The sequence below is a fragment of the Microbacterium gallinarum genome (assembly GCF_014837165.1).
Lineage (GTDB): Bacteria > Actinomycetota > Actinomycetes > Actinomycetales > Microbacteriaceae > Microbacterium > Microbacterium gallinarum.
In genome coordinates this window covers 90,853-110,213 of record NZ_JACSPM010000006.1, presented here as the reverse complement: position 1 = coordinate 110,213, position 19,361 = coordinate 90,853, and the positions used below count along the sequence as shown (strand labels likewise).

The 19,361-nt window shown below is 70.1% G+C and carries 20 protein-coding genes; 11 read left to right on the top strand and 9 right to left on the bottom strand.

Annotated elements, in window-relative coordinates; all coding sequences use genetic code 11:
• The first annotated feature begins 26 nt into the window (after positions 1-26).
• From hutH to hutI, 3 genes are all read left to right on the top strand, one after another.
• On the top strand, positions 27-1,655 hold the full coding sequence (gene hutH, locus H9622_RS14695) for a histidine ammonia-lyase (RefSeq protein WP_404802875.1): 1,629 nt from the start codon (positions 27-29) through the stop codon (positions 1,653-1,655).
• A 92-nt stretch (positions 1,656-1,747) separates the two neighbouring features.
• Complete coding sequence (hutU, locus tag H9622_RS14690; protein ID WP_191767169.1) at positions 1,748-3,424, top strand: urocanate hydratase; 1,677 nt, start codon at positions 1,748-1,750, stop codon at positions 3,422-3,424.
• Between the two features lie 91 nt (positions 3,425-3,515).
• Complete coding sequence (hutI, locus tag H9622_RS14685; protein ID WP_191767168.1) at positions 3,516-4,766, top strand: imidazolonepropionase; 1,251 nt, start codon at positions 3,516-3,518, stop codon at positions 4,764-4,766.
• A gap of 10 nt (positions 4,767-4,776) precedes the next feature.
• Here the strand turns inward: hutI and H9622_RS14680 are convergent, their stop codons facing one another.
• From H9622_RS14680 to H9622_RS14665, 4 genes are all read right to left on the bottom strand, one after another.
• Entirely contained in the window at positions 4,777-5,247 is a 471-nt protein-coding gene (locus tag H9622_RS14680) for a SixA phosphatase family protein (RefSeq protein ID WP_191767167.1), read from the bottom strand.
• Positions 5,244-6,134: an arginase family protein gene (locus H9622_RS14675; RefSeq protein WP_191767166.1), complete on the bottom strand. Its 891-nt coding sequence runs from the start codon at positions 6,132-6,134 to the stop codon at positions 5,244-5,246. The genes H9622_RS14680 and H9622_RS14675 overlap by 4 nt, the downstream gene beginning before the upstream one ends.
• 27 nt (positions 6,135-6,161) lie before the next feature.
• Positions 6,162-6,512 (bottom strand): gamma-glutamylcyclotransferase family protein, encoded by a 351-nt coding sequence (locus H9622_RS14670; protein ID WP_191767165.1) that lies wholly within the window; start codon positions 6,510-6,512, stop codon positions 6,162-6,164.
• A gap of 72 nt (positions 6,513-6,584) precedes the next feature.
• On the bottom strand, positions 6,585-7,856 hold the full coding sequence (locus H9622_RS14665) for a DUF445 domain-containing protein (protein ID WP_191767164.1): 1,272 nt from the start codon (positions 7,854-7,856) through the stop codon (positions 6,585-6,587).
• Between the two features lie 135 nt (positions 7,857-7,991).
• Here H9622_RS14665 and H9622_RS14660 point away from each other — a divergent pair, with 135 nt between their 5' ends.
• On the top strand, positions 7,992-8,939 hold the full coding sequence (locus tag H9622_RS14660) for a helix-turn-helix transcriptional regulator (protein ID WP_318247138.1): 948 nt from the start codon (positions 7,992-7,994) through the stop codon (positions 8,937-8,939).
• A gap of 1 nt (position 8,940) precedes the next feature.
• Here the strand turns inward: H9622_RS14660 and H9622_RS14655 are convergent, their stop codons facing one another.
• Positions 8,941-9,243 (bottom strand): DUF7882 family protein, encoded by a 303-nt coding sequence (locus H9622_RS14655; protein ID WP_191767162.1) that lies wholly within the window; start codon positions 9,241-9,243, stop codon positions 8,941-8,943.
• Positions 9,244-9,395: 152 nt separating this feature from the next.
• Positions 9,396-10,568, bottom strand: coding sequence for an acyl-CoA dehydrogenase family protein (locus H9622_RS14650; protein ID WP_318247137.1), 1,173 nt, complete (start codon positions 10,566-10,568; stop codon positions 9,396-9,398).
• Positions 10,569-10,641: 73 nt separating this feature from the next.
• Between H9622_RS14650 and H9622_RS14645 the strand changes: the two genes are divergently transcribed.
• Both H9622_RS14645 and H9622_RS15920 read left to right on the top strand, forming a co-directional pair.
• On the top strand, positions 10,642-11,343 hold the full coding sequence (locus tag H9622_RS14645; protein ID WP_225222152.1) for a TIGR00341 family protein: 702 nt from the start codon (positions 10,642-10,644) through the stop codon (positions 11,341-11,343).
• Positions 11,340-11,639 carry a hypothetical protein gene (locus H9622_RS15920; protein ID WP_225222151.1) on the top strand — a complete coding sequence of 100 codons (300 nt, stop codon included), beginning with the start codon at positions 11,340-11,342 and terminating at the stop codon, positions 11,637-11,639. The genes H9622_RS14645 and H9622_RS15920 overlap by 4 nt, the downstream gene beginning before the upstream one ends.
• A 29-nt stretch (positions 11,640-11,668) precedes the next feature.
• Here the strand turns inward: H9622_RS15920 and H9622_RS14640 are convergent, their stop codons facing one another.
• A complete protein-coding gene (locus tag H9622_RS14640) occupies positions 11,669-12,439 on the bottom strand; it encodes an alpha/beta fold hydrolase (RefSeq protein ID WP_191767160.1) in 771 nt (256 codons plus the stop codon).
• Between the two features lie 55 nt (positions 12,440-12,494).
• Between H9622_RS14640 and H9622_RS14635 the strand changes: the two genes are divergently transcribed.
• Complete coding sequence (locus tag H9622_RS14635; RefSeq protein ID WP_191767159.1) at positions 12,495-12,899, top strand: pilus assembly protein CpaE; 405 nt, start codon at positions 12,495-12,497, stop codon at positions 12,897-12,899.
• Between the two features lie 208 nt (positions 12,900-13,107).
• Here H9622_RS14635 and H9622_RS14630 read toward each other — a convergent pair whose 3' ends face one another.
• Positions 13,108-14,313: an MFS transporter gene (locus tag H9622_RS14630; RefSeq protein WP_191767158.1), complete on the bottom strand. Its 1,206-nt coding sequence runs from the start codon at positions 14,311-14,313 to the stop codon at positions 13,108-13,110.
• 400 nt (positions 14,314-14,713) lie between these two features.
• Here H9622_RS14630 and nrdH point away from each other — a divergent pair, with 400 nt between their 5' ends.
• The 4 genes from nrdH to nrdF are packed head-to-tail and all read left to right on the top strand — an operon-like array spanning position 14,714 to position 18,559.
• Positions 14,714-14,947 (top strand): glutaredoxin-like protein NrdH, encoded by a 234-nt coding sequence (gene nrdH, locus H9622_RS14625; protein WP_019181042.1) that lies wholly within the window; start codon positions 14,714-14,716, stop codon positions 14,945-14,947.
• A gap of 4 nt (positions 14,948-14,951) precedes the next feature.
• On the top strand, positions 14,952-15,416 hold the full coding sequence (gene nrdI, locus H9622_RS14620) for a class Ib ribonucleoside-diphosphate reductase assembly flavoprotein NrdI (RefSeq protein ID WP_191767157.1): 465 nt from the start codon (positions 14,952-14,954) through the stop codon (positions 15,414-15,416).
• On the top strand, positions 15,398-17,554 hold the full coding sequence (gene nrdE / locus H9622_RS14615; protein WP_191767156.1) for a class 1b ribonucleoside-diphosphate reductase subunit alpha: 2,157 nt from the start codon (positions 15,398-15,400) through the stop codon (positions 17,552-17,554). The genes nrdI and nrdE overlap by 19 nt, the downstream gene beginning before the upstream one ends.
• Before the next feature lie 30 nt (positions 17,555-17,584).
• Positions 17,585-18,559: a class 1b ribonucleoside-diphosphate reductase subunit beta gene (gene nrdF / locus H9622_RS14610; protein ID WP_191767155.1), complete on the top strand. Its 975-nt coding sequence runs from the start codon at positions 17,585-17,587 to the stop codon at positions 18,557-18,559.
• Positions 18,560-18,614: 55 nt separating this feature from the next.
• Here the strand turns inward: nrdF and H9622_RS14605 are convergent, their stop codons facing one another.
• A complete protein-coding gene (locus H9622_RS14605) occupies positions 18,615-19,298 on the bottom strand; it encodes a TetR/AcrR family transcriptional regulator (RefSeq protein WP_318247136.1) in 684 nt (227 codons plus the stop codon).
• Between the last annotated feature and the right edge of the window lie 63 nt (positions 19,299-19,361).

Here is a 19,361-nt window from a genome sequence, read left to right as displayed (position 1 = left end):
CCACCCCGTCGGTGTGGAATCGACGCATGACCACCGGCATGACCACCGTCACCGACCGCCGTGCGGGCGTCGTCACCGTGGGCGCGGCACCCCTGCGCCCCGAGGACGTCGTCGCCGTCGCCCGCCATGACGCGCTCGTCGTGATCGCCCCCGAGGCGCTCGCGCGCGTCGCCGCCACGCGCGCCCTCGTCGAGGGCCTGGCCGACGACCCCGACCCGCACTACGGCATCTCGACCGGATTCGGCGCTCTCGCGACGACGTTCATCGCTCCCGAGCGCCGCATGCAGCTGCAGGCGAGCCTCATCCGCTCGCACGCCGCCGGCACCGGGCCCGAGGTCGAGCGCGAGGTCGTGCGCGCGCTCCAGCTGCTGCGTCTGCAGACGCTCGCCACTGGCCACACCGGCGTGCGCCCGATGGTCGTCGAGATGTACGCGGGAATGCTCAATGCCGGCATCACGCCGATCGTGCGCGAGTACGGCTCGCTCGGCTGCTCCGGCGACCTCGCCCCGCTCTCGCATGTCGCGCTCGCCGCGATGGGCGAGGGGCGCGTGCGCGACGCCGGCGGCGTCGAGGTCGACGCGGCGGACGCGCTGGGCGCGGCATCCCTCACCCCTCTCGTCCTGCGCGAGAAGGAGGGACTGGCGCTCATCAACGGCACCGACGGCATGCTCGGGATGCTGCTGCTCGCGCTGCACGATTTGTCGGTGCTGCTCGACACGGCCGACGTCGCCGCCGCGATGTCGGTGGAGTCGCAGCTGGGCACCGACGCGGTGTTCGCCGCCGACCTGCAGGCGCTGCGTCCGCAGGCGGGCCAGGCGGTCTCGGCCGCAAACCTGCGCGCGGTGCTCGCCGGATCGCCGATCGTCGCGTCGCACAGGGATCCCGCCGTCTGCACGCGCGTGCAGGACGCGTACTCGCTGCGCTGCTCGCCGCAGGTGCACGGCGCCGCCCGCGACACCGTCGAGCATGCCCGGCTGATCGCCGCACGCGAGCTGGCCGCCGCCGTCGACAACCCCGTCATCACCGACGACGGCCGCGTCGAGTCCAACGGCAACTTCCATGGCGCACCCGTCGCGTACGTGCTCGACTTCCTCGCGATCGCCGTCGCCGACGTCGCATCGATCTCGGAGCGCCGCACCGACCGCGCGCTCGACAAGGCGCGCAGCAACGGCCTGCCGCCGTTCCTCGCGCACGAGGTCGGCGTCGACTCGGGCCTCATGATCGCGCAGTACGCCGCGGCGGGCATCGTCTCGGAGCTGAAGCGCCTCGCGGTGCCGGCATCCGTCGACTCGATCCCCTCGAGCGCGATGCAGGAGGACCACGTCTCGATGGGCTGGGCGGCCGCACGCAAACTGCGCCGCGGCATCGACGGACTCGGCCGCGTGCTCGCGATCGAGGTGCTCACCGGCGCCCGCGCACTCGACCTGCGCGCCCCGCTCCAGCCCGGCGCCGCGACCGGTGCCGTGCGCGACCTCGTCCGCGAGGCCGGCGTCGACGGCCCCGGCGCCGACCGCTTCCTTTCGCCCGACATGGAGACCGTGACCGAGCTCGTCGCCTCGGGCGCCGTCGCCGCGGCCGCCCTCCGGGCCACCGCATCCAGCCCCGCCCGTTCCGCCCCGTCCACCACACCCCTTCCACCTCCCCAGAACAGGTGATCTCAGCCACACAGGACGATCCGACGCAGAACCTCCTGTCCTCGCCAGATCACCTGTTCCGAGCAACTGCAGACCACCGAAAGAGAGCGATCATGACGACGACCGACACCGCCCGCACCGTGCGCGCCGCGCGCGGCAGTGAGCGCACCGCGAAAAGCTGGGGCGCCGAAGCCGCCAAGCGCATGCTCATGAACAACCTCGACCCCGAGGTGGCCGAGCATCCCGAAGACCTCGTCGTCTACGGCGGCACCGGCAAGGCGGCGCGCAGCTGGGAGGCGTTCGACGCGATCGTGCGAACCCTCGACGAGCTCGAGCCCGACGAAACGCTGCTCGTGCAGTCCGGCAAGCCGGTCGGCGTCTTCCGCACCCACGAGTGGGCGCCCCGCGTGCTCATCGCCAACTCGAACCTCGTCGGCGACTGGGCGACGTGGCCCGAGTTCCGCAAGCTCGAGCAGCTCGGCCTCACGATGTACGGCCAGATGACGGCCGGCTCGTGGATCTACATCGGCACGCAGGGCATCCTGCAGGGCACGTACGAGACGTTCGCCGCCGTCGCCGGGTCGCTCGGCCGGGACGACCTCAGCGGCACGCTCACCCTCACCGGCGGCGCCGGCGGCATGGGCGGTGCGCAGCCGCTCGCCGTCACCCTCAACGGGGGAGCGGTGCTCATCGTCGACGTCGACGAGTCGCGCCTCGCCCGACGCGTCGAGCACGGCTACCTCGACGAGTACACGACCGACCTCGACGCCGCCCTCGCGCGCGTCGTCGCCGCCAAGGCCGCGGGCAAGGCGCTCAGCGTCGGCGTCGTCGGCAACGCGGCCGAGGTCTTCGGCGACGTGCTGGCGCGCCACCGCGCAGGCGAGCTCACCGTCGACATCGTCACCGACCAGACGAGCGCCCACGACCCTCTCGCCTACTTGCCGGTGGGCATCGCCTTCGAAGACTGGAAGGCCGAGGCATCCCGCGATCCCGAAGGGTTCACCGCGCGTGCCCGCGGAAGCATGGCGAAGCACGTGGCGGCGATGGTGGGATTCCAGGATGCCGGCGCCGAGGTCTTCGACTACGGCAACTCGATCCGCGCCGAGGCGCAGCTGGGCGGGTTCGACCGCGCGTTCGAGTTTCCCGGATTCGTGCCGGCGTACATCCGCCCGCAGTTCGCCGAGGGGCGCGGGCCGTTCCGCTGGGTCGCGCTCTCGGGCGACCCCGAAGACATCCGTAAGACCGACGAGGCCGTGAAGGCGCTGTTCCCCGACAACGCGGGGCTCGTGCGCTGGCTCGACAAGGCCGGTGACGCCGTGCACTTCGAGGGACTGCCCGCCCGCATCTGCTGGCTGGGCTACCAGGAGCGCCACCTCGCAGGCCTCAAGTTCAACGAGATGGTCGCCTCGGGGGAGCTGTCCGGCCCGATCGTCATCGGCCGCGACCACCTCGACTCGGGGTCGGTCGCGAGCCCGTACCGCGAGACCGAGGCGATGGCCGACGGCTCCGACGCGATCGCCGACTGGCCGCTGCTCAACGCCCTGCTGAACACCGCGAGCGGCGCCGCGTGGGTGTCGATCCACCACGGCGGCGGCGTCGGCATCGGGCGCAGCATCCACGCCGGTCAGGTCACCGTCGCCGACGGCACCGCTCTGGCTGCCGAGAAGCTGGAGCGCGTGCTCACCAACGACCCGGGAACCGGCGTCATGCGACACGTCGACGCCGGCTACGACCGCGCCAAGGAGGTCGCGCGCGAGCGGGGCCTCCAGGTGCCGATGCTCGACGCCTGAGGTCGTCCGGTTCAGTGTCCACAGACGCCGGGTCGCTGCCATTGTCGGCCCTGCACCTGTGGACACTGAACAGCAGGGAGAGAGGGATGCTGTGACCGCAACGCTCATCACGAACATCGGCGAGCTCACCACCAACGTCGAAGGCGACGGCGACCCCACGGGGCTGCGGCGCGATGCGGCGGTGCTGGTGGAGGGCTCGCGCATCGCGTGGGTCGGCTCGGCCGCCGAAGCCGAGACCCATCTTCTGCGACGAGACAGCGCGCCGCAGACGACGTCTCGTGACGGATTCGACGTCTCGCCCAGCAGCGCCGGCGGTGGCGGGCACGTCCAGGTCGTCGACGCGGGCGGGCGGGCCGTCATCCCGGGGTTCGTCGACAGTCACACCCACCTCGTGTTCGGCGGCGACCGGGCCGACGAGTTCGAGGCGCGCATGACCGGGACGCCCTATGCCGCCGGCGGCATACGGCGCACGGTGGCCGCGACGCGCGCCGCGAGCGACGAGCAGCTGCGCACCCGGCTCGCCGGGTTCGTCGCCGAGCTGCACGACCAGGGCACGACGACGTTCGAGGTCAAGACGGGCTACGGGCTCTCGGTGCACGACGAGGCCCGCCTCGCCCGGCTCGCCGCCGAGGTCACGCCCGAGGTCACATTCCTGGGCGCGCACGTCGTGCCCGCCGACTACGCCGACCGCCGCGACGAGTACGTCGACCTCGTCGTGGGGGAGATGCTCCGCGCGTGCGCTCCGCACAGCCGCTGGATCGACGTGTTCTGCGAGCGCGGCGCCTTCACCGCCGACGAGAGCCGGCGCATCCTCGCCGCCGGCGTCGCGCACGGCCTGCTGCCGCGCGTGCACGGCAACCAGCTCGGACCGGGCGACGGCGTGCGGCTCGCGGTCGCCGCGGGCGCGGCATCCGTCGACCACTGCACCTACCTCGACGACGCCGACGTCGCAGCTCTCGCCGGGTCGGACACCGTCGCGACGCTCCTGCCGGGGGTCGAGTTCTCGACGCGGGAGCCCTATCCCGACGCGCGCCGGCTGATCGACGCGGGGGTCACGGTCGCCCTCGCGAGCGACTGCAATCCGGGCTCGAGCTTCACCTCGTCGATGCCACTCATGATCGCGCTCGCCGTGCGCGAGATGGGCATGACGCCGGCGGAGGCGGTGTGGGCGGCGACCGCGGGCGGGGCGCGCGCCCTGCGCCGGGACGACGTCGGCGTGATCGAGCCCGGCCGTCGCGCCGACCTCGTGCTGCTCGACGCTCCGACGCGTGTGCACCTGGCCTACCGACCCGGGGTTCCGCTCATCGACCGCGTGTTCAAGGACGGCGTCGAGGTGGCCTGAGAGACAGCGCTCAGCGCGGCGTGTCGATCGTCCACTCGTCGGGATCCAGCGACGTCGCGACGTCCCAGTCGTCGGTCGCCCACGTGAACGTCGCGACCGCGCACGTCGGCATGGCGGCGATCCCGCCGTCGGACAGCCGCTCGGCGAGGGTGGTCATGCCCGGGTCGTGCGCGACGACCATGACCCACGACGCGCGCGACTCGACGGCCGCGCGAAGGATCCGCGACGCCGGCGCCCCGTAGAGCTCCTCCTGCTGCTCGACGGCGACCTTCGTGCGCTCGCTGAAGAACTGCGCGGTCGTACGCGCTCGCAGCGCGGTGCTCGACAGGATGACCGCCGGACGCCAGCCGCCCGCCGCGAACCGCTCGGCCATGCGCGGCGCGTCACGCAGGCCGCGCTCGTTGAGCGGCCGGTCGTGATCGTCGAGCGACGCATCGCCCCAGTCGGACTTCGCGTGGCGCACGAGTGCGAGCCGGATCATGCCGCGACCGCCTTTCCTGCGAGGAGTTCGAGCACGCAGAGCGCGGCGAGGCGCACGGTGCGTCCGTCGGGAGCGTCCGCCGTCGCGTCGACCTCCACGATGTCAGCGCTGCGAAGACGGGGATCGGATGCTGCGCCCCGCACGAGCGCGCGCAGCTCCCACGCCGCGAGACCACCGGGAACCGAGGCCGGGCAGCCGGGCGCGACGGATCGGTCGCACACGTCGACGTCGATGTCGAGGTGGACGGCGCCGCCGCCCCGGCCGGCGATCTCGAGTGCTTCGGCCATGACGTCGGCGGCGCCACGGCGGCGCACCTCGTCGAGCGTGACGACCGTGATCCCCAGGTCGGTCGCGCGCTGCGCGTAGGCCGCCGAGTTGGCGAAGTCGGCGATGCCGAGCTGCACGATGCGCCGGGGATCGAGGCCGTCCTCGACGAGCCGGCGAACCGGTGAGCCGTTCGAGACGCCGTCGCGCAGGTCGTAGTGCGCGTCGATCGTGATCAGTCCCGCGGCCCCCGCGCCCTGCGCGACCGCGTACGTCGCGGAGTTGTCGCCGCCGAGTGCGATCACGAGCCCGGCGTCGGCGATCAGCCCGCTGACCGCGGTGCGCACGGATGCCTCGCCCTCCGGTCCGTCGGGCGACGCGATGTCGCCGGCGTCGGCGATGCGCAGCGCCTCGGACAGATCGACGGGTGGCGGTCCGATCAGCGTCGGGCTGTAGCGGCGGAGCGCCTCGCGCACCGCCGCGGGCGTCGCGTGGGCGCCCGTCGGCGAGAGCGACGTGCGCCAGGCGGGCACGCCGAGGATCGCGGCATCCCACCCTTCAGCCTCGTCGGGAGAAGGCCAGCCGCCGGCGCGCGGCCACAGCGGATCGTGCGAAAGCGTCACAGGGTCGACGCTACTCCGAAGCGCGGCTCACACCGAGACGTACGCCCAGGCGCGTCGTCCGCTCGCGAGCACGACGGACACCCGCCGATACAGCGCGACCTCGTACTCGTCGGCCGCGTCGAGCTCGTCGGCCGTGACGCGCAGCGTCTTGCCGACGACCTTGTCGAGCGGGCTGCCCGTCTCGCGCACGATCGGGTGCACCGTCTGCTTCGAGAGGTCGACGACGCGGTGGTCCTCGATCTCGGCGTAGTCCACCGTGTACCCGGGAAGGACGTCGTCCTCGGCGTCGAGCAGGCGGCCGAACGTGTCGAGCTGCACCTGGGGATGCTGGAGGGTCCCGTAGCTGAAGAGGAGCTCGGTCGACGGAGCGCTGGCCACGGGACCAGGCTAGCGCCCGCCGCGCCCGACGCCGACGCGCCGCGGCGCCCGACGCCGCGCTCTCCCGCCGCCTCAGCCGAGCAGCGCGTGGGCGATCGTGAAGATCACGAGGCCGGCGAGGGCGCCGACGATCGTGCCGTTGAGGCGGATGTACTGCAGATCCCGGCCCACCATGAGCTCGATCTTCTCCGTCGTCTCGGCAGGGTCCCAGCGCTCGACCGTGTCGGTGATGATCGACGCGATGTCATGGCGGTAGCGCTCCACGAGGAAGACGGCGGCATCGGTGACCCACACGTCCACGCGGCGCTGGAGCGCGGCATCCGTCGTCAACCTCTCCCCGATCTCGGCGAGCGCCGCAGCCGCCCGGATCCGCAGCCCGCTCTGCGGGTCGGCGAGCGATGCGAGGAGCCCGGCCTTCGCGGTGTTCCATGCCTCGGCCGCGAGCTCGCGCACGCGCGGGCTGTCGAACACGCCGGACTTGGCGTCCTCGAGCCGGCCGATCGTGCCGGGGTCGTGCTGGAGGTTGTCGGCGAGCCGGTCGAGGTAGCCGTCGATCGCGCGGCGGGCGGGATGCTGCGCGTCGAGCCGGATGGCGGCGACGAGCTTGACGGCCTCGCTGTACACGGTGTCGTCGACGAGCCGGTGGGCGACGCTCGGCAGCCAGGACGGCAGTCGACGCGAGACGAGTCCCGTGAAAGCCGGCTTGTTGGCGTCGAGCCACGCCGCGACGGTGTCGAACGCGAGGTCGACGGCCCCGTGATGCGCGCCCGACTCGACGATGCGCCCGAGCCAGGCGCCGAGCGGGGGTCCCCACTCCGGCGCGATGAGGTGCTCGCGGGCGAGGTCTTCGATCACGCTCTGGACGTCGTCGTCGCTGAGCGCCTGCAGAACGCCGGAGGCCAGAGCGGATGCCTCGGCCGACACGCGCTCGGCATGTGCGGGCTCGGCCAGCCACTCGCCGAGTCTCGCCGCGATCGCCGTCGCCTCGAGCTTCGTGCGCACGACGTCGCCGCGCAGGAACTCCGTCTCGACGAACTCGCCCAGGTTCTGGCCGATCTCGTCCTTGCGGTTCGGGATGATCGCCGTGTGCGGGATGGGGATGCCGAGCGGATGCCGGAACAGCGCCGTCACCGCGAACCAGTCCGCCAGCGCCCCGACCATGCCGCCTTCGGCGAACGCGCGGAGGTAGGCGAGAGCGGGGATCTGCTGCTGGAACGCGAACGCGAACGCGAAGAGCACGGCCATGAACAGAAGCGCTCCGAGGGCGACGCCCTTCATCAGCCTCAGGCCGCGCCGGCGCTCCTGGTCCGCCGGACTGAGGAGGGCCGTCGGCGTCGGGGACATGCGCACATCCTCGCACGCGGGGTCGGTGCGGTCCGGGGTCTTGACGCTGAGAGCCCGGATCACCGCGGCCTCGCTTACTATCTACTTCGTCAGTGGGGCGCGACGATGATGTCGGGCGCAGGGGGAGGTGGATTCGTGGTCGAAGTGCTGAGCCTGCGCGCCACCGGCTTCGACGCGGTCGAGCAGACCTGGCGGGAGTTCGTGCCGTCGGCTCGGCTGCGCGAGCCGGGTCCCGACGTCAGCGCGGAGCTCGCGTGGCAGTCCGCGGCCGTCGAGGGACTGTCGGCGGTCGCGTATCAGCTCTCCGGCAGCGTGCGCTCGTCGATCGAGCCGCACGGCCAGCTCATGGCCTGCCGCGTCGCGACCGACGACGGCTGGGTGGGAGTGCCTCGGCGCCAGTTCGACACGCGTCTGCCGTGGGCGTCGTCGGGTGCGGCAGCCGAGGCCGCGTGGGACGGAACCGCCACCGTGCGCGCGCTCATCTTCGACTTGGAGAGCGCACAGCACACCGCCCGGCTCATGTCGGGTGACGACGGCCTCGTGCTCGACGTCCTCGACCCCGCACCGCGCAGCGCCGCCCTCGGCGCCCACTGGGAGAGGACCCAGTCATACGTGCTTTCGGCGCTCGTCGCCGCGTCACGGTCGGATGAGTCCGAGGCGCTGCTGGAGGCCGAGCTGAGCCGACATGCGCTCCATGCGACGCTGAGCGCCTTCTCCACGACGTTCGCCGAGGCGCTCGAGCGGTCCGCTCAGCCCGGACCGGCACCGCGGTCGGTGCGCCGCGCGATATCGTTCATGGAGTCCCGCGTGGCCGACCCGATCACGATCGACGACGTGGCGGCCTCGGCCGGCATGTCGACGCGTGGACTGCAGGCCGCCTTCCGCCGGGCGCTCGACACGACGCCGACGGAGTACCTGCGGGGCCTCCGCCTCGCCGGTGCGCACGAGCAGCTGCGCGCAGGTGGTCCCGAGACGGTGGCGGAGGTCGCCCGCACGTGGGGCTTCGCCCACCCGTCGCGATTCGCCGCGTTCTATCGCGAGCGCTACGGACGCAGTCCCAGCGACACCGTGCGCCGCGGCTGAGTCACGCCTGGTGCGGTGCGGGAAGGACGATCCCGCCCGATGCCCCTGCCTGAGCGGCCAGATGGTGGATGAGCGTTCTGTCGAGCTGCGGCTGCTCCGGCTCGTCGAAGTCGAAGCGCAGGGGGATGGCGGGGTGCAGCCAGACCGTGCTGCGGCCCCCGGGCTCACCCTCGACATGGACCCACGAGAGGGTGAAGCTCTCCCGCCGTCGCAGCTTCGTCGCGATCACGACCTTCAGGTGGGCGAGCGTCACGTCGTCGAGACGGATCGGGATTGCGGAATCCCCGTAGTACATGGTGCCCATGACCGTGCTCCTCACACCGCGGCCTCCTCGGGGCACGTAGTCCCGCCGCGTGGGAGTGAGGCTATCCAGCCGTCCGACCCGTGGTGGAGGGGTCCGTCCGAAACACGCACCGGCGGGCCGCTCGGCGCAAGCGCAGCGCGTCGACGCGGGCGTCAGTCCTCGAGCGGGCCGAGCCAGGCGGTCGCGACGGTCGAGTGCGCCGACTCGGGGTCGCTCGGGTGGAACAGGCCCGCGAGCACGTCGCGGTACAGCCTGCCGAGCTCGTTCGAGGCGAAGTACGACGAGCCGCCCGCGACCAGGACGGCGTCGTCGACGATGGTCTTCGCGGCCGTGACGGCGCGGTGCTTCATGCCCGAAAGCAGAGAGAACCAGCGGGTCCCGTGGTCGGCGAGCCCGTCGACGTCGCGCGCGAGCGCGTCGAGCTGCGGCGGCAGGGCATCGTAGGCGAGCGCCATGCCGGCGATCCGCCAGCGGATGTCGGGGTCCTGGCTGTAGGGCTTGCCGGTGCGCTTCGAGGTGCGCTTCGCCGCCGCCGCGACCGCGAGGTCGAGCGCTCGCCGGGCGATGCCGGTGTAGACCGAGGCCAGCAGCAACTCGAACACGCTGAAGATGCCGAAGACGAGCGGATCGGGGTTCGGGCCCGGGTCGATGCGCCGCGCCACGCGCTCAGGCGGTGCGACCGCGCAGTGCAGCTCGGTGGTCCGCGACTGCGTGCCCCGCATGCCGAGCGTGTCCCAGTCGTCGCGGGTCACGATCCGCCCGGCGGATTCCTCCGATCGGGGCACGAACGCGTAGACCATCTTCGGACCGTCAGGAGACGTCGTGTCGAGCCCGTGCAGGCCGAGCTGCGTCCACACCGGGGCGAGCGACGTGAAGATCTTCGTGCCGGTGAACGCGTAGCCGCCGTCGGCCTGCGGCGCGGCATCCGTCCCACTCCCGAACAGCACGAGGTCGTTCCCCGCCTCGCTGATGCCGAACCCGAACACGTCGCCGGCCACGGCGCCCTCCTGCACGAAACGCAGCGCGTCGACGCCCCGGTCGGACAGCACCTTGGCCACCCCGGTCCAGACCAGGTGCATGTTGATCGCGAGGGCGGTCGCAGGTGCGGCGCCCGCGAGTCTCTGCTGGAGAGCGGATGCCTCGGCCAGCCCGAGACCCGCGCCGCCGAGCTCTGCCGGCACGAGGATCGCGAGGTAGCCGGCATCCCGCAGCTCGTCGAGGTCGGCCTCGGGGAACGTGTTCTCGCGGTCGTGCCGCGGCGCCCGCTCGCGGATGCGCTCGAGCAGATCGTCGGGGAGGTACGCGGTCGGGTCGAAGTCGTTCACCCGGCCATTCTCCCGCCTCCCTCCGTTCGCGGGCGCTGCGTGCCACGATGATCGCAGACAGTGAGGAGTCGACATGTCGCGGCTAACCCAGACCCTCATCCCCACCGCTCAGCGGCAGTCCGTCGAGGAGCTCACCGACGCCCTCGACCTCGGCCACGGCGACACGCTCGCCAAACGCAGCGGCTTCCTCATCATGCTCACCCTCGCGGGTCTGATCGCGATCGCGGGCGTGCTGACCGACTCGACGGCGACGGTGATCGGTGCCATGATCATCGCGCCGCTCGGCACTCCGATCCTCGGCATCGGGCTCGGCATCGTCACGGGGCACCTCAGCCTCGTGATCCGCTCGATCCTGTGGGTGCTCGTCGGGCTCGTGATCGTGGTGGTGCTCGGTCTCGTCTTCGCGCTCTTCGTCGCGACGCCCGAGAGCCTCGCCGCGAACTCGCAAGTCGAAGGGCGCACGTCGCCGAGCCTCATGGACCTGGTCGCCGCGCTCGCGACTGGCTTCGCGGGCGGATTCGCGATGTGCCGCAAGGACCTCAGCGCCGTGCTGCCCGGCGTGGCGATCGCGATCTCGCTCGTGCCGCCGCTCGGCGTGGTCGGCGTGTGCGCCGGGCAGGGGCTGTGGGGTGACGCACTCGGGGCGCTCGTGCTGTTCCTCTCGAACGTCCTCGCGCTCGTGATCGCCGGCACGATCGTCTTCACGATGGGCGGCTACGCGCGCGACCCGGATCGTCGACCACCGCCAACCGCCGCCGCGCGTATGCGGTCGTGACGGTGCTCACCGTCGTGGTGACCGTCCCGCTGGCGGCGAACTCGATCGTCGCGGTCGCACTCACGCGCTGGACCTCGACGATCCAGGCCATCACCACCACGTGGCTCGCGGAGGAGCCCGGCGCACGCGTCTACGACGTCTCCTGGAGCGGCGCGGATGCGACGGTCGACGTGACCACCGACGACGGCCAGGTGCCCGACATCGGCGATCTGCAGACTGCCCTGTCGACGGCGATCCCGAGCTGGGTGGGCGTCGTGGTCGACGTCGGACAGGGGAGCGAGTACGTCGTGCAGTGATCCGGTTCCCGGATCGGTCGACGTACCGCTCAGGTATCGAGTGCTTCGAGTGCCTCGAGGAACTGCGCGATCGTCGCCTCGGGCTTGTCGCGGTGCGGCGAGTGACCGGCGCCGGCGACCACCGACATCGTGATGCGCGGGTTGGCCTCGACGACCGACTCGGCAGGCTTCCCGCGGAAGATGCTGTACACCGCGGGGTCGGACGCGATCACGTGGGTGGGCACGGCGAGGGCGGTCGCGGCATCCGTCACATCCCACGCCGCGTTCTGCACGCTCGTCTGCTGGACCGCCCAGCGGCTCGCCTGCTGCGCAGACAGGGCCTTGAGCTCGACGTCGTGCTCGTGCCAGTGCGGGTGCGCCTCGCGCACGGCGCGCGGCGAAGGATCGGCGAACGACTCCTCCTGGCTCGCGCGCACGATCTCGCGGTCGCGGTCGGTGAGGGCGATCGCGGGGTCGATGAGCACGAGCCGGCGCGTCCACGCGGGATCGGCGGCGACCGCCACGGTCGAGGCCGCCGCGCCGAGCGAGTGGCCGACGACCAGCTCCCACGCCGTGCCGTCGGCCGGACGCGTGGCCGCGAGATCGGCGGCGTACGCGGCGATCGTGTAGTCGAGCGCGCGCGGCGCGGTTCCGTGACCGCGCAGGTCGACGGCGTCGGCGCGCCAGCCCGCATCGGCGAGCGCGACGCCGTAACGCCACATCAGCGGTCCGTTCGATCCGAGGCCGTGGACGAGCAGGGCACGGCGCGATGCATCGGGCGCACCCCAGGACAGACGCGGAAGGACGACGGGTGACGGCATGGTCTCCAGCCTAGGAGCGGCCCGCGGGTGCGCCGTGCCGCGGCAGGATGGTGGCATGATCTCGACGGAACTGGCAGTCGCCCTGCGCGACGCCGGGCTGGTGTGGCACCCGCGATCGGGCGACCGGTTCCAGCTCGACGAGCCCGAGTTCGAGGCCGACGTCTTCACGGTCAGCGAGATGACCATCGAGCCGCGCGAGTATCCGACCGGGCGCATCCTCGCCTTCAACGGCACGACGGAGTGGGCGCTGGACTCGGTCGCCCTCGAGGATGCCCTGTGGCTGCCGCACGAGAGCCAGCTGCGCGACATGCTCGGCGCCGCGTTCCGGGCGCTGCGCCGCCTGCCCGACACCTACGAGGTCGAGATCGTGCTCGCGGGGGAGAAGCGCGTGTTCGACTACCCCGATCCCGCCGACGCGTATGCGCTCGCACTGCTGGAGATGCTGCGCCGGATCGCCTGACCCCGTCGTGCGGGTGGGGTGCGTGCCGGGCGTGCGCGCGGTGGGCGGGGTGCGCCGAGACAGCGTGTTTGCGACGAGACGGCGTGTGCGGCGCGACGTCTCGTCGCGGATGCGTCGTCTCGGCGGGGAGGGCGGGCATGGGCGCGGTGGGCGCGCCGGACGGGGCGGGCCGGGCGCGGTGGGCGCGACGGGCGGGGCGGGCCGGGGGCTAAGTGACGGTGGGGACCGGCTCGGTGTCGGGGATCGGGCTCGCGTCGCGGCCGCGCAGGTCGGGGAAGCCGCGTACGAAGGCGACCGCCACGAGGAGGCCCGCCGCGGCGAAGGCGGTCGCGGCGACGTAGGCGCCGGTCGGGCCCAGGTCGTCGATCAGGAAGCCGGCGATGGCGGATCCGGCCGCTGCGCCGATGAGCTGGCCCGTGCCGACCCAGCCGAACGCCTCTGCGGTGTCGCTGAACTTCACGCTCGCCGACGTCATGGCGAACAGCACGGCCAGGGCGGGGGCGATGCCGATGCCGGCCAGCACGAGGGTGCCGCCCAGCCAGAACACGTTGAGCGAGACGATCGTGAGGGCGAGGCCGACGGTGACGATCGCGAGTCGGCGGGCCATCGCCCACGGCCCGATCGGGATGTGCCCGAACCCGAGGCCGCCGGCGAGGCTGCCGACCGAGAAGAGGGCGAGCACGATTCCGGCCTCGAGGCCGCCGTGGTCGAACGTCGCGACGACGCCGGCCTCCACCGCCGAGCAGGCGCCGATGAGGAGGAACCCGACCACGGTCGCGAGCAGCACCGGGGTCTTGGTGAGCACCTTGCCGATGCTGCGGCGGCTGCGCGGGATGCGGACGCGCCCGACCTCGGGGGAGAGGATGAACCACGATCCGCCGCCGATGAGGATCACGACGATCAGCAGCAGCGCCTGCACGGTGCCGATCTGCGTCGCGACGAGCGTGATGACCACGGGCGCGATGATCCAGATGATCTCCTGGAGCGACGCGTCGAGCGAGAAGAGCGGCGTCAGCTGCTTCGAGGTGACGAGCTTCGGATAGATCGTCCGGGCGGCGGACTGGATCGGCGGCGTCGACAGGCCGCTCACGAATCCGAGGGCCATGTACCCGGGCAGCGGCAGTGCGAGCAGGGCGATCGCGGTGATCGACAGCGCGCACACGATCATCGTCGACGTGATGACGAGGCGCATGCCCCACCGGCCCATCCAGCGGCTGGTCACGGGTCCGGCGATCGCCTGCCCGATCGAGGCGGCCGCGAGCACGAGACCCGCCGCGCCGTACGAGCCGGTGACGTGCTCGATGTGCAGCAGGATCGCAAGGCTCGTCATCCCGTTGGGGAAGCGCGCGGTCAGCTGAGCGGCGATGATGCGGCCGACGCCCGGAGTGCGAAGAAGATCCCGGTAGCCCGCCACGGAACAACGTTAGCGCGGCCTCCGGCGGCGGCGAGATCGGGTCGCTCGATCGCTTCGACGGGGGCGCCGACCCGACACGCCGCGACACGCCGAAGACGTCTCTCCACAGGCAGATTTGATGTCGGAGGGGCGATCTAGCGTCAGACCTGTGGAGAGCCGTTGCCGCGGCATCCGAAACGCCTGTGATTCAGGCCTTTTTCAGGTTCCAGATCAGGGGGCGTCCTGTGGATGAAACGGTGGACAACCTGTGTTGTACATGGGGAGAGCGGTGGAAAATCACACGGATGTAACTACTAGCCCTTGTGGTGCTATCCAATGTCGGTACCCATATGTAGTATTGGACTCCCGGCGGGGGGCCTGCCGGAAAATGAGCGGATTTGAGGGGAAAGACACGATCAACATGGCGATCACCGTCTACACGAAGCCCGCGTGCGTGCAGTGCACCGCGACCTACCGAGCCCTTGACTCGAAGGGCATCGAATACGAGATCCACGACCTCTCGGAGGACCCTTCGGCCCTCGAGCAGGTCAAGGCGCTGGGCTACCTCCAGGCGCCCGTCGTCATCACCGATGAAGACCACTGGTCGGGCTTCCGTCCCGACAAGATCGACGAGCTCGCCTCGCGACTCGCGTGACGCCATGGCAACCGCGATCGCACAGCGAGACGCGGTTGCCGGGCGGGCGACCGCGGCACCGCTCCTCGTCTACTTCTCAAGCGTTTCGGGCAACACGGCCCGCTTCATCGAGAAGCTCGGGGCGAGAGCGGTCCGGATCCCGCTGCATCCGACGGATCCGGCCCTCGTGGTCGACGAACCCTTCATCCTCGTCACGCCGACGTATGGCGGAGGCCAGGGCCGGGGCGAGGAGAAGGGCGCCGTTCCCAAACAGGTGATCCGGTTCCTCAACGACGAGCACAACCGGAGCCTGATCCGCGGAGTCATCTCCGCGGGCAACACCAACTTCGGCGAGCACTTCTGCATCGCCGGTGACATCATCAGCCGCAAGTGTCATGTGCCGCACTTGTACCGGCTAGAGGTTTTCGGCACGCCTGAAGACGTGGAACGCGTAAGCGAGGGATTGGAACGATGGCAGACGCTGCAGTGACAGAGAAGGACTTGAAGACAGAGGCGCGCTTCGAGGGCATGGACTACCACGCCCTCAACGCGATGCTGAACCTCTACGACGCCGACGGGAAGATCCAGTTCGACGCCGACAAGCGCGCCGCGCGGGAGTACTTCCTGCAGCACGTGAACCAGAACACCGTCTTCTTCCACTCGCTGAAGGAGCGCCTCGACTACCTCGTCGAGAAGGAGTACTACGAGCCCGAGGTGCTCGCGAAGTACCCGTTCGAGTTCATCCAGGAGCTCGACGACTTCGCCTACGGCAAGAAGTTCCGCTTCGAGACCTTCCTCGGCGCGTTCAAGTACTACACGAGCTACACGCTCAAGACCTTCGACGGCAAGCGCTACCTCGAGCGCTTCGAAGACCGCGTGGTCATGACCGCCCTCGCGCTCGCCGACGGCGACCAGGAGCTCGCGATCTCGCTCGTCGACGAGATCATCAGCGGCCGCTTCCAGCCGGCCACGCCGACCTTCCTCAACGCCGGCAAGGCTCAGCGCGGCGAGCTCGTCTCGTGCTTCCTGCTGCGCATCGAAGACAACATGGAGTCGATCGCCCGCGGCATCAACTCCGCGCTGCAGCTCTCCAAGCGCGGCGGCGGCGTCGCGCTCCTGCTGTCGAACGTCCGCGAGTCGGGTGCGCCGATCAAGCAGATCGAGAACCAGTCGTCGGGCATCATCCCCGTCATGAAGCTCCTCGAAGACAGCTTCAGCTACGCCAACCAGCTCGGCGCGCGTCAGGGCGCCGGCGCGGTGTACCTCAGCGCGCACCACCCCGACATCATGCGCTTCCTCGACACCAAGCGCGAGAACGCCGACGAGAAGATCCGCATCAAGACGCTGTCGCTGGGCGTCGTGGTGCCCGACATCACGTTCGAGCTCGCCAAGAACGACGAAGACATGTACCTCTTCTCGCCGTACGACGTCGAACGCGTCTACGGCGTGCCCTTCGGCGACATCTCGGTCACCGAGAAGTACCGCGAGATGGTCGACGACCCGCGCATCAAGAAGACGAAGATCAACGCGCGCGAGTTCTTCCAGACGCTCGCCGAGATCCAGTTCGAGTCGGGCTACCCGTACATCATGTTCGAGGACACGGTGAACAAGGCCAACCCGATCAAGGGCCGGATCAACATGTCCAACCTGTGCTCCGAGATCCTGCAGGTCAACACGCCGACCACGTACAACGAGGACCTCTCGTACGCGCAGATCGGCAAGGACATCTCCTGCAACCTGGGCTCGCTCAATATCGCCCTCGCGATGGACGGCGGCAACCTCGCCAAGACGGTCGAGGCGAGCATCCGCGCTCTCACCGCCGTCAGCCAGCAGAGCCACATCGCCTCGGTGCGCTCCATCGAGGACGGCAACGACCGCTCGCACGCGATCGGCCTGGGCCAGATGAACCTGCACGGCTACCTCGCCCGCGAGCACGTCTACTACGGCTCGGAAGAGGGCGTCGACTTCACGAACATCTACTTCTACACGATCCTGTTCCACGCGCTGCGGGCCTCGAACAAGATCGCGATCGAGCGCGGCGAGACGTTCGACGGGTTCGAGGACTCGAAGTATGCGTCGGGCGAGTTCTTCGACAAGTACATCGACCAGGAGTGGGTCCCCGCCACCGAGAAGGTCGCCGAGATGTTCGCCGGCCACCACATCCCGACGCAGGACGACTGGCGCGAGCTGAAGGCGTCGATCCAGCAGTACGGCATCTACAACCAGAACCTGCAGGCGGTGCCGCCGACCGGCTCGATCTCGTACATCAACAACTCGACGTCGTCGATCCACCCGATCGCGGCGAAGGTCGAGATCCGCAAGGAAGGCAAGCTCGGCCGCGTCTACTACCCGGCGGCGTTCATGACGAACGACAACCTGGAGTACTACCAGGACGCGTACGAGATCGGCTACGAGAAGGTCATCGACACCTACGCCGCCGCGACCCAGCACGTCGACCAGGGTCTGTCGCTCACGCTGTTCTTCAAGGACACCGCGACCACGCGCGACATCAACAAGGCCCAGATCTACGCCTGGCGCAAGGGCATCAAGACGATCTACTACATCCGCCTGCGTCAGATGGCGCTGGAGGGCACCGACATGACCGAGTGCGTCTCCTGCACGCTGTGACGGCCACGGAACTCTGAGAGAAGAAGGACGATGAGCGAGAAGCTCCAGCTCCTGGACCACGTCCAGGCCATCAACTGGAACCGCATCCAGGACGACAAGGACCTCGAGGTGTGGAACCGCCTCGTGAACAACTTCTGGCTGCCCGAGAAGGTGCCGCTGTCGAACGACATCCAGTCGTGGAACACGCTCACCCCCGAGGAGCAGACCCTCACGATGCGCGTGTTCACAGGCCTGACCCTGCTCGACACGATCCAGGGCACCGTCGGCGCCGTGTCGCTCATCCCCGATGCGCTCACCCCGCACGAGGAGGCCGTCTACACGAACATCGCGTTCATGGAGTCGGTGCACGCGAAGTCGTACTCGTCGATCTTCTCGACGCTGTGCTCCACGAAGGAGATCGACGAGGCGTTCCGCTGGTCGGTCGAGAACCCGAACCTTCAGAAGAAGGCTCAGATCGTCATGGAGTACTACCGCGGCGACGAGCCCCTCAAGCGCAAGGTCGCCTCGACCCTGCTCGAGAGCTTCCTCTTCTACTCGGGCTTCTACCTGCCGATGCACTGGTCGAGCCGCGCCAAGCTCACCAACACGGCGGACCTCATCCGCCTCATCATCCGCGACGAGGCCGTGCACGGGTACTACATCGGCTACAAGTTCCAGCGCGGACTCGAGAAGGTCGACGAGGCCACGCGGAACGACATCAAGGACTACACGTTCTCGCTGCTGTACGAGCTCTACGACAACGAGGTGCAGTACACGCAGGACCTCTACGACGGCGTCGGCCTGACCGAGGACGTGAAGAAGTTCCTGCACTACAACGCCAACAAGGCCCTGATGAACCTCGGCTACGAGGCGATGTTCCCGGCGTCGGTCACCGATGTGAACCCGGCGATCCTGTCGGCGCTCTCGCCGAACGCCGACGAGAACCACGACTTCTTCTCGGGGTCGGGCTCGTCGTACGTGATCGGCAAGGCCGAGGCGACCGAAGACGAGGACTGGGACTTCTGACGCGACGCGCGTGACTCGAGGAGGGGCGGATGCTGCGGCATCCGTCCCTCTTCGTTCATCCGTCCGGCTGTGCCGAGGCTCGCACAGACTCCAGGCCCGCGAGGACGAGTTCGAGCCCGAAGGTGAACTCCTCGTCCGGTCCTTGCCCGGCCGCGGCGAGCGCAGCGGCCGATTCATTCAGGTACGGGAACTCGTCCGGCGGAAGCTGGGGGAGGTAGACGTCCTCGGCCATGTGCGCGAGCTCGTCGGTGGTGTCGAACGGCAGTCCGGCCTCCTGCAGGGCGAACCCGTAGACGTAGCTGTCGAGCAGCCAATTGGCATGCGTCGCCATCGCGACGGAGAAGCCCGCCTTGCGCAGGCACGCGATCACCGCCTCGTGGTAGCGGAGGTTCGCCGGCCCCGGTGATGTCCGCGACTCCAGCAGGCCGATCGCCCACCGATGGCGTGCGAGAACCGATCGGACGGACACCGCCCGCCGTCGCATCGCGGACTGCCAGTCGACGCCGTCGCTCGGCAGTTCGATCTCGTCGAACACCGTGTCGACCATGGCGTCGAGCAGCTCCTCCTTGTTCGCCACGTAGTGGTAGAGCGACATCGCGCCCGCGTCGAGCACACCGGCCAGCCGTCGCATGCTCAGCCCGTCGACCCCCTCGCGGTCGGCGAGCCGGACCGCCTCCGCCACCACCCGCTGCGTGCTCAGCCCCGCATCCGGCGCGTCTTGGCGTTGTTCCGGGGGCACGGGATCTCCTCACTCTGGGGGGACGACTTGACAACCGTACAGCGTACGACCATAGTACAGCGT

Excerpts from the sequence above, each read along its gene's own strand:
- H9622_RS14665 (WP_191767164.1), bottom strand. The coding sequence starts at position 7,856 with ATGTCCCCGACGCCGACGGCCCTCCTCAGTCCGGCGGACCAGGAGCGC.
- nrdF (WP_191767155.1), top strand. The coding sequence starts at position 17,585 with ATGAGCGAGAAGCTCCAGCTCCTGGACCACGTCCAGGCCATCAACTGG.
- hutU (WP_191767169.1), top strand. The coding sequence starts at position 1,748 with ATGACGACGACCGACACCGCCCGCACCGTGCGCGCCGCGCGCGGCAGT.
- H9622_RS14645 (WP_225222152.1), top strand. The coding sequence starts at position 10,642 with ATGTCGCGGCTAACCCAGACCCTCATCCCCACCGCTCAGCGGCAGTCC.
- nrdH (WP_019181042.1), top strand. The coding sequence starts at position 14,714 with ATGGCGATCACCGTCTACACGAAGCCCGCGTGCGTGCAGTGCACCGCG.
- H9622_RS14640 (WP_191767160.1), bottom strand. The coding sequence starts at position 12,439 with ATGCCGTCACCCGTCGTCCTTCCGCGTCTGTCCTGGGGTGCGCCCGAT.
- H9622_RS14680 (WP_191767167.1), bottom strand. The coding sequence starts at position 5,247 with ATGATCCGGCTCGCACTCGTGCGCCACGCGAAGTCCGACTGGGGCGAT.
- H9622_RS14635 (WP_191767159.1), top strand. The coding sequence starts at position 12,495 with ATGATCTCGACGGAACTGGCAGTCGCCCTGCGCGACGCCGGGCTGGTG.
- H9622_RS14655 (WP_191767162.1), bottom strand. The coding sequence starts at position 9,243 with ATGGGCACCATGTACTACGGGGATTCCGCAATCCCGATCCGTCTCGAC.
- hutH (WP_404802875.1), top strand. The coding sequence starts at position 27 with ATGACCACCGGCATGACCACCGTCACCGACCGCCGTGCGGGCGTCGTC.
- nrdE (WP_191767156.1), top strand. The coding sequence starts at position 15,398 with ATGGCAGACGCTGCAGTGACAGAGAAGGACTTGAAGACAGAGGCGCGC.
- nrdI (WP_191767157.1), top strand. The coding sequence starts at position 14,952 with ATGGCAACCGCGATCGCACAGCGAGACGCGGTTGCCGGGCGGGCGACC.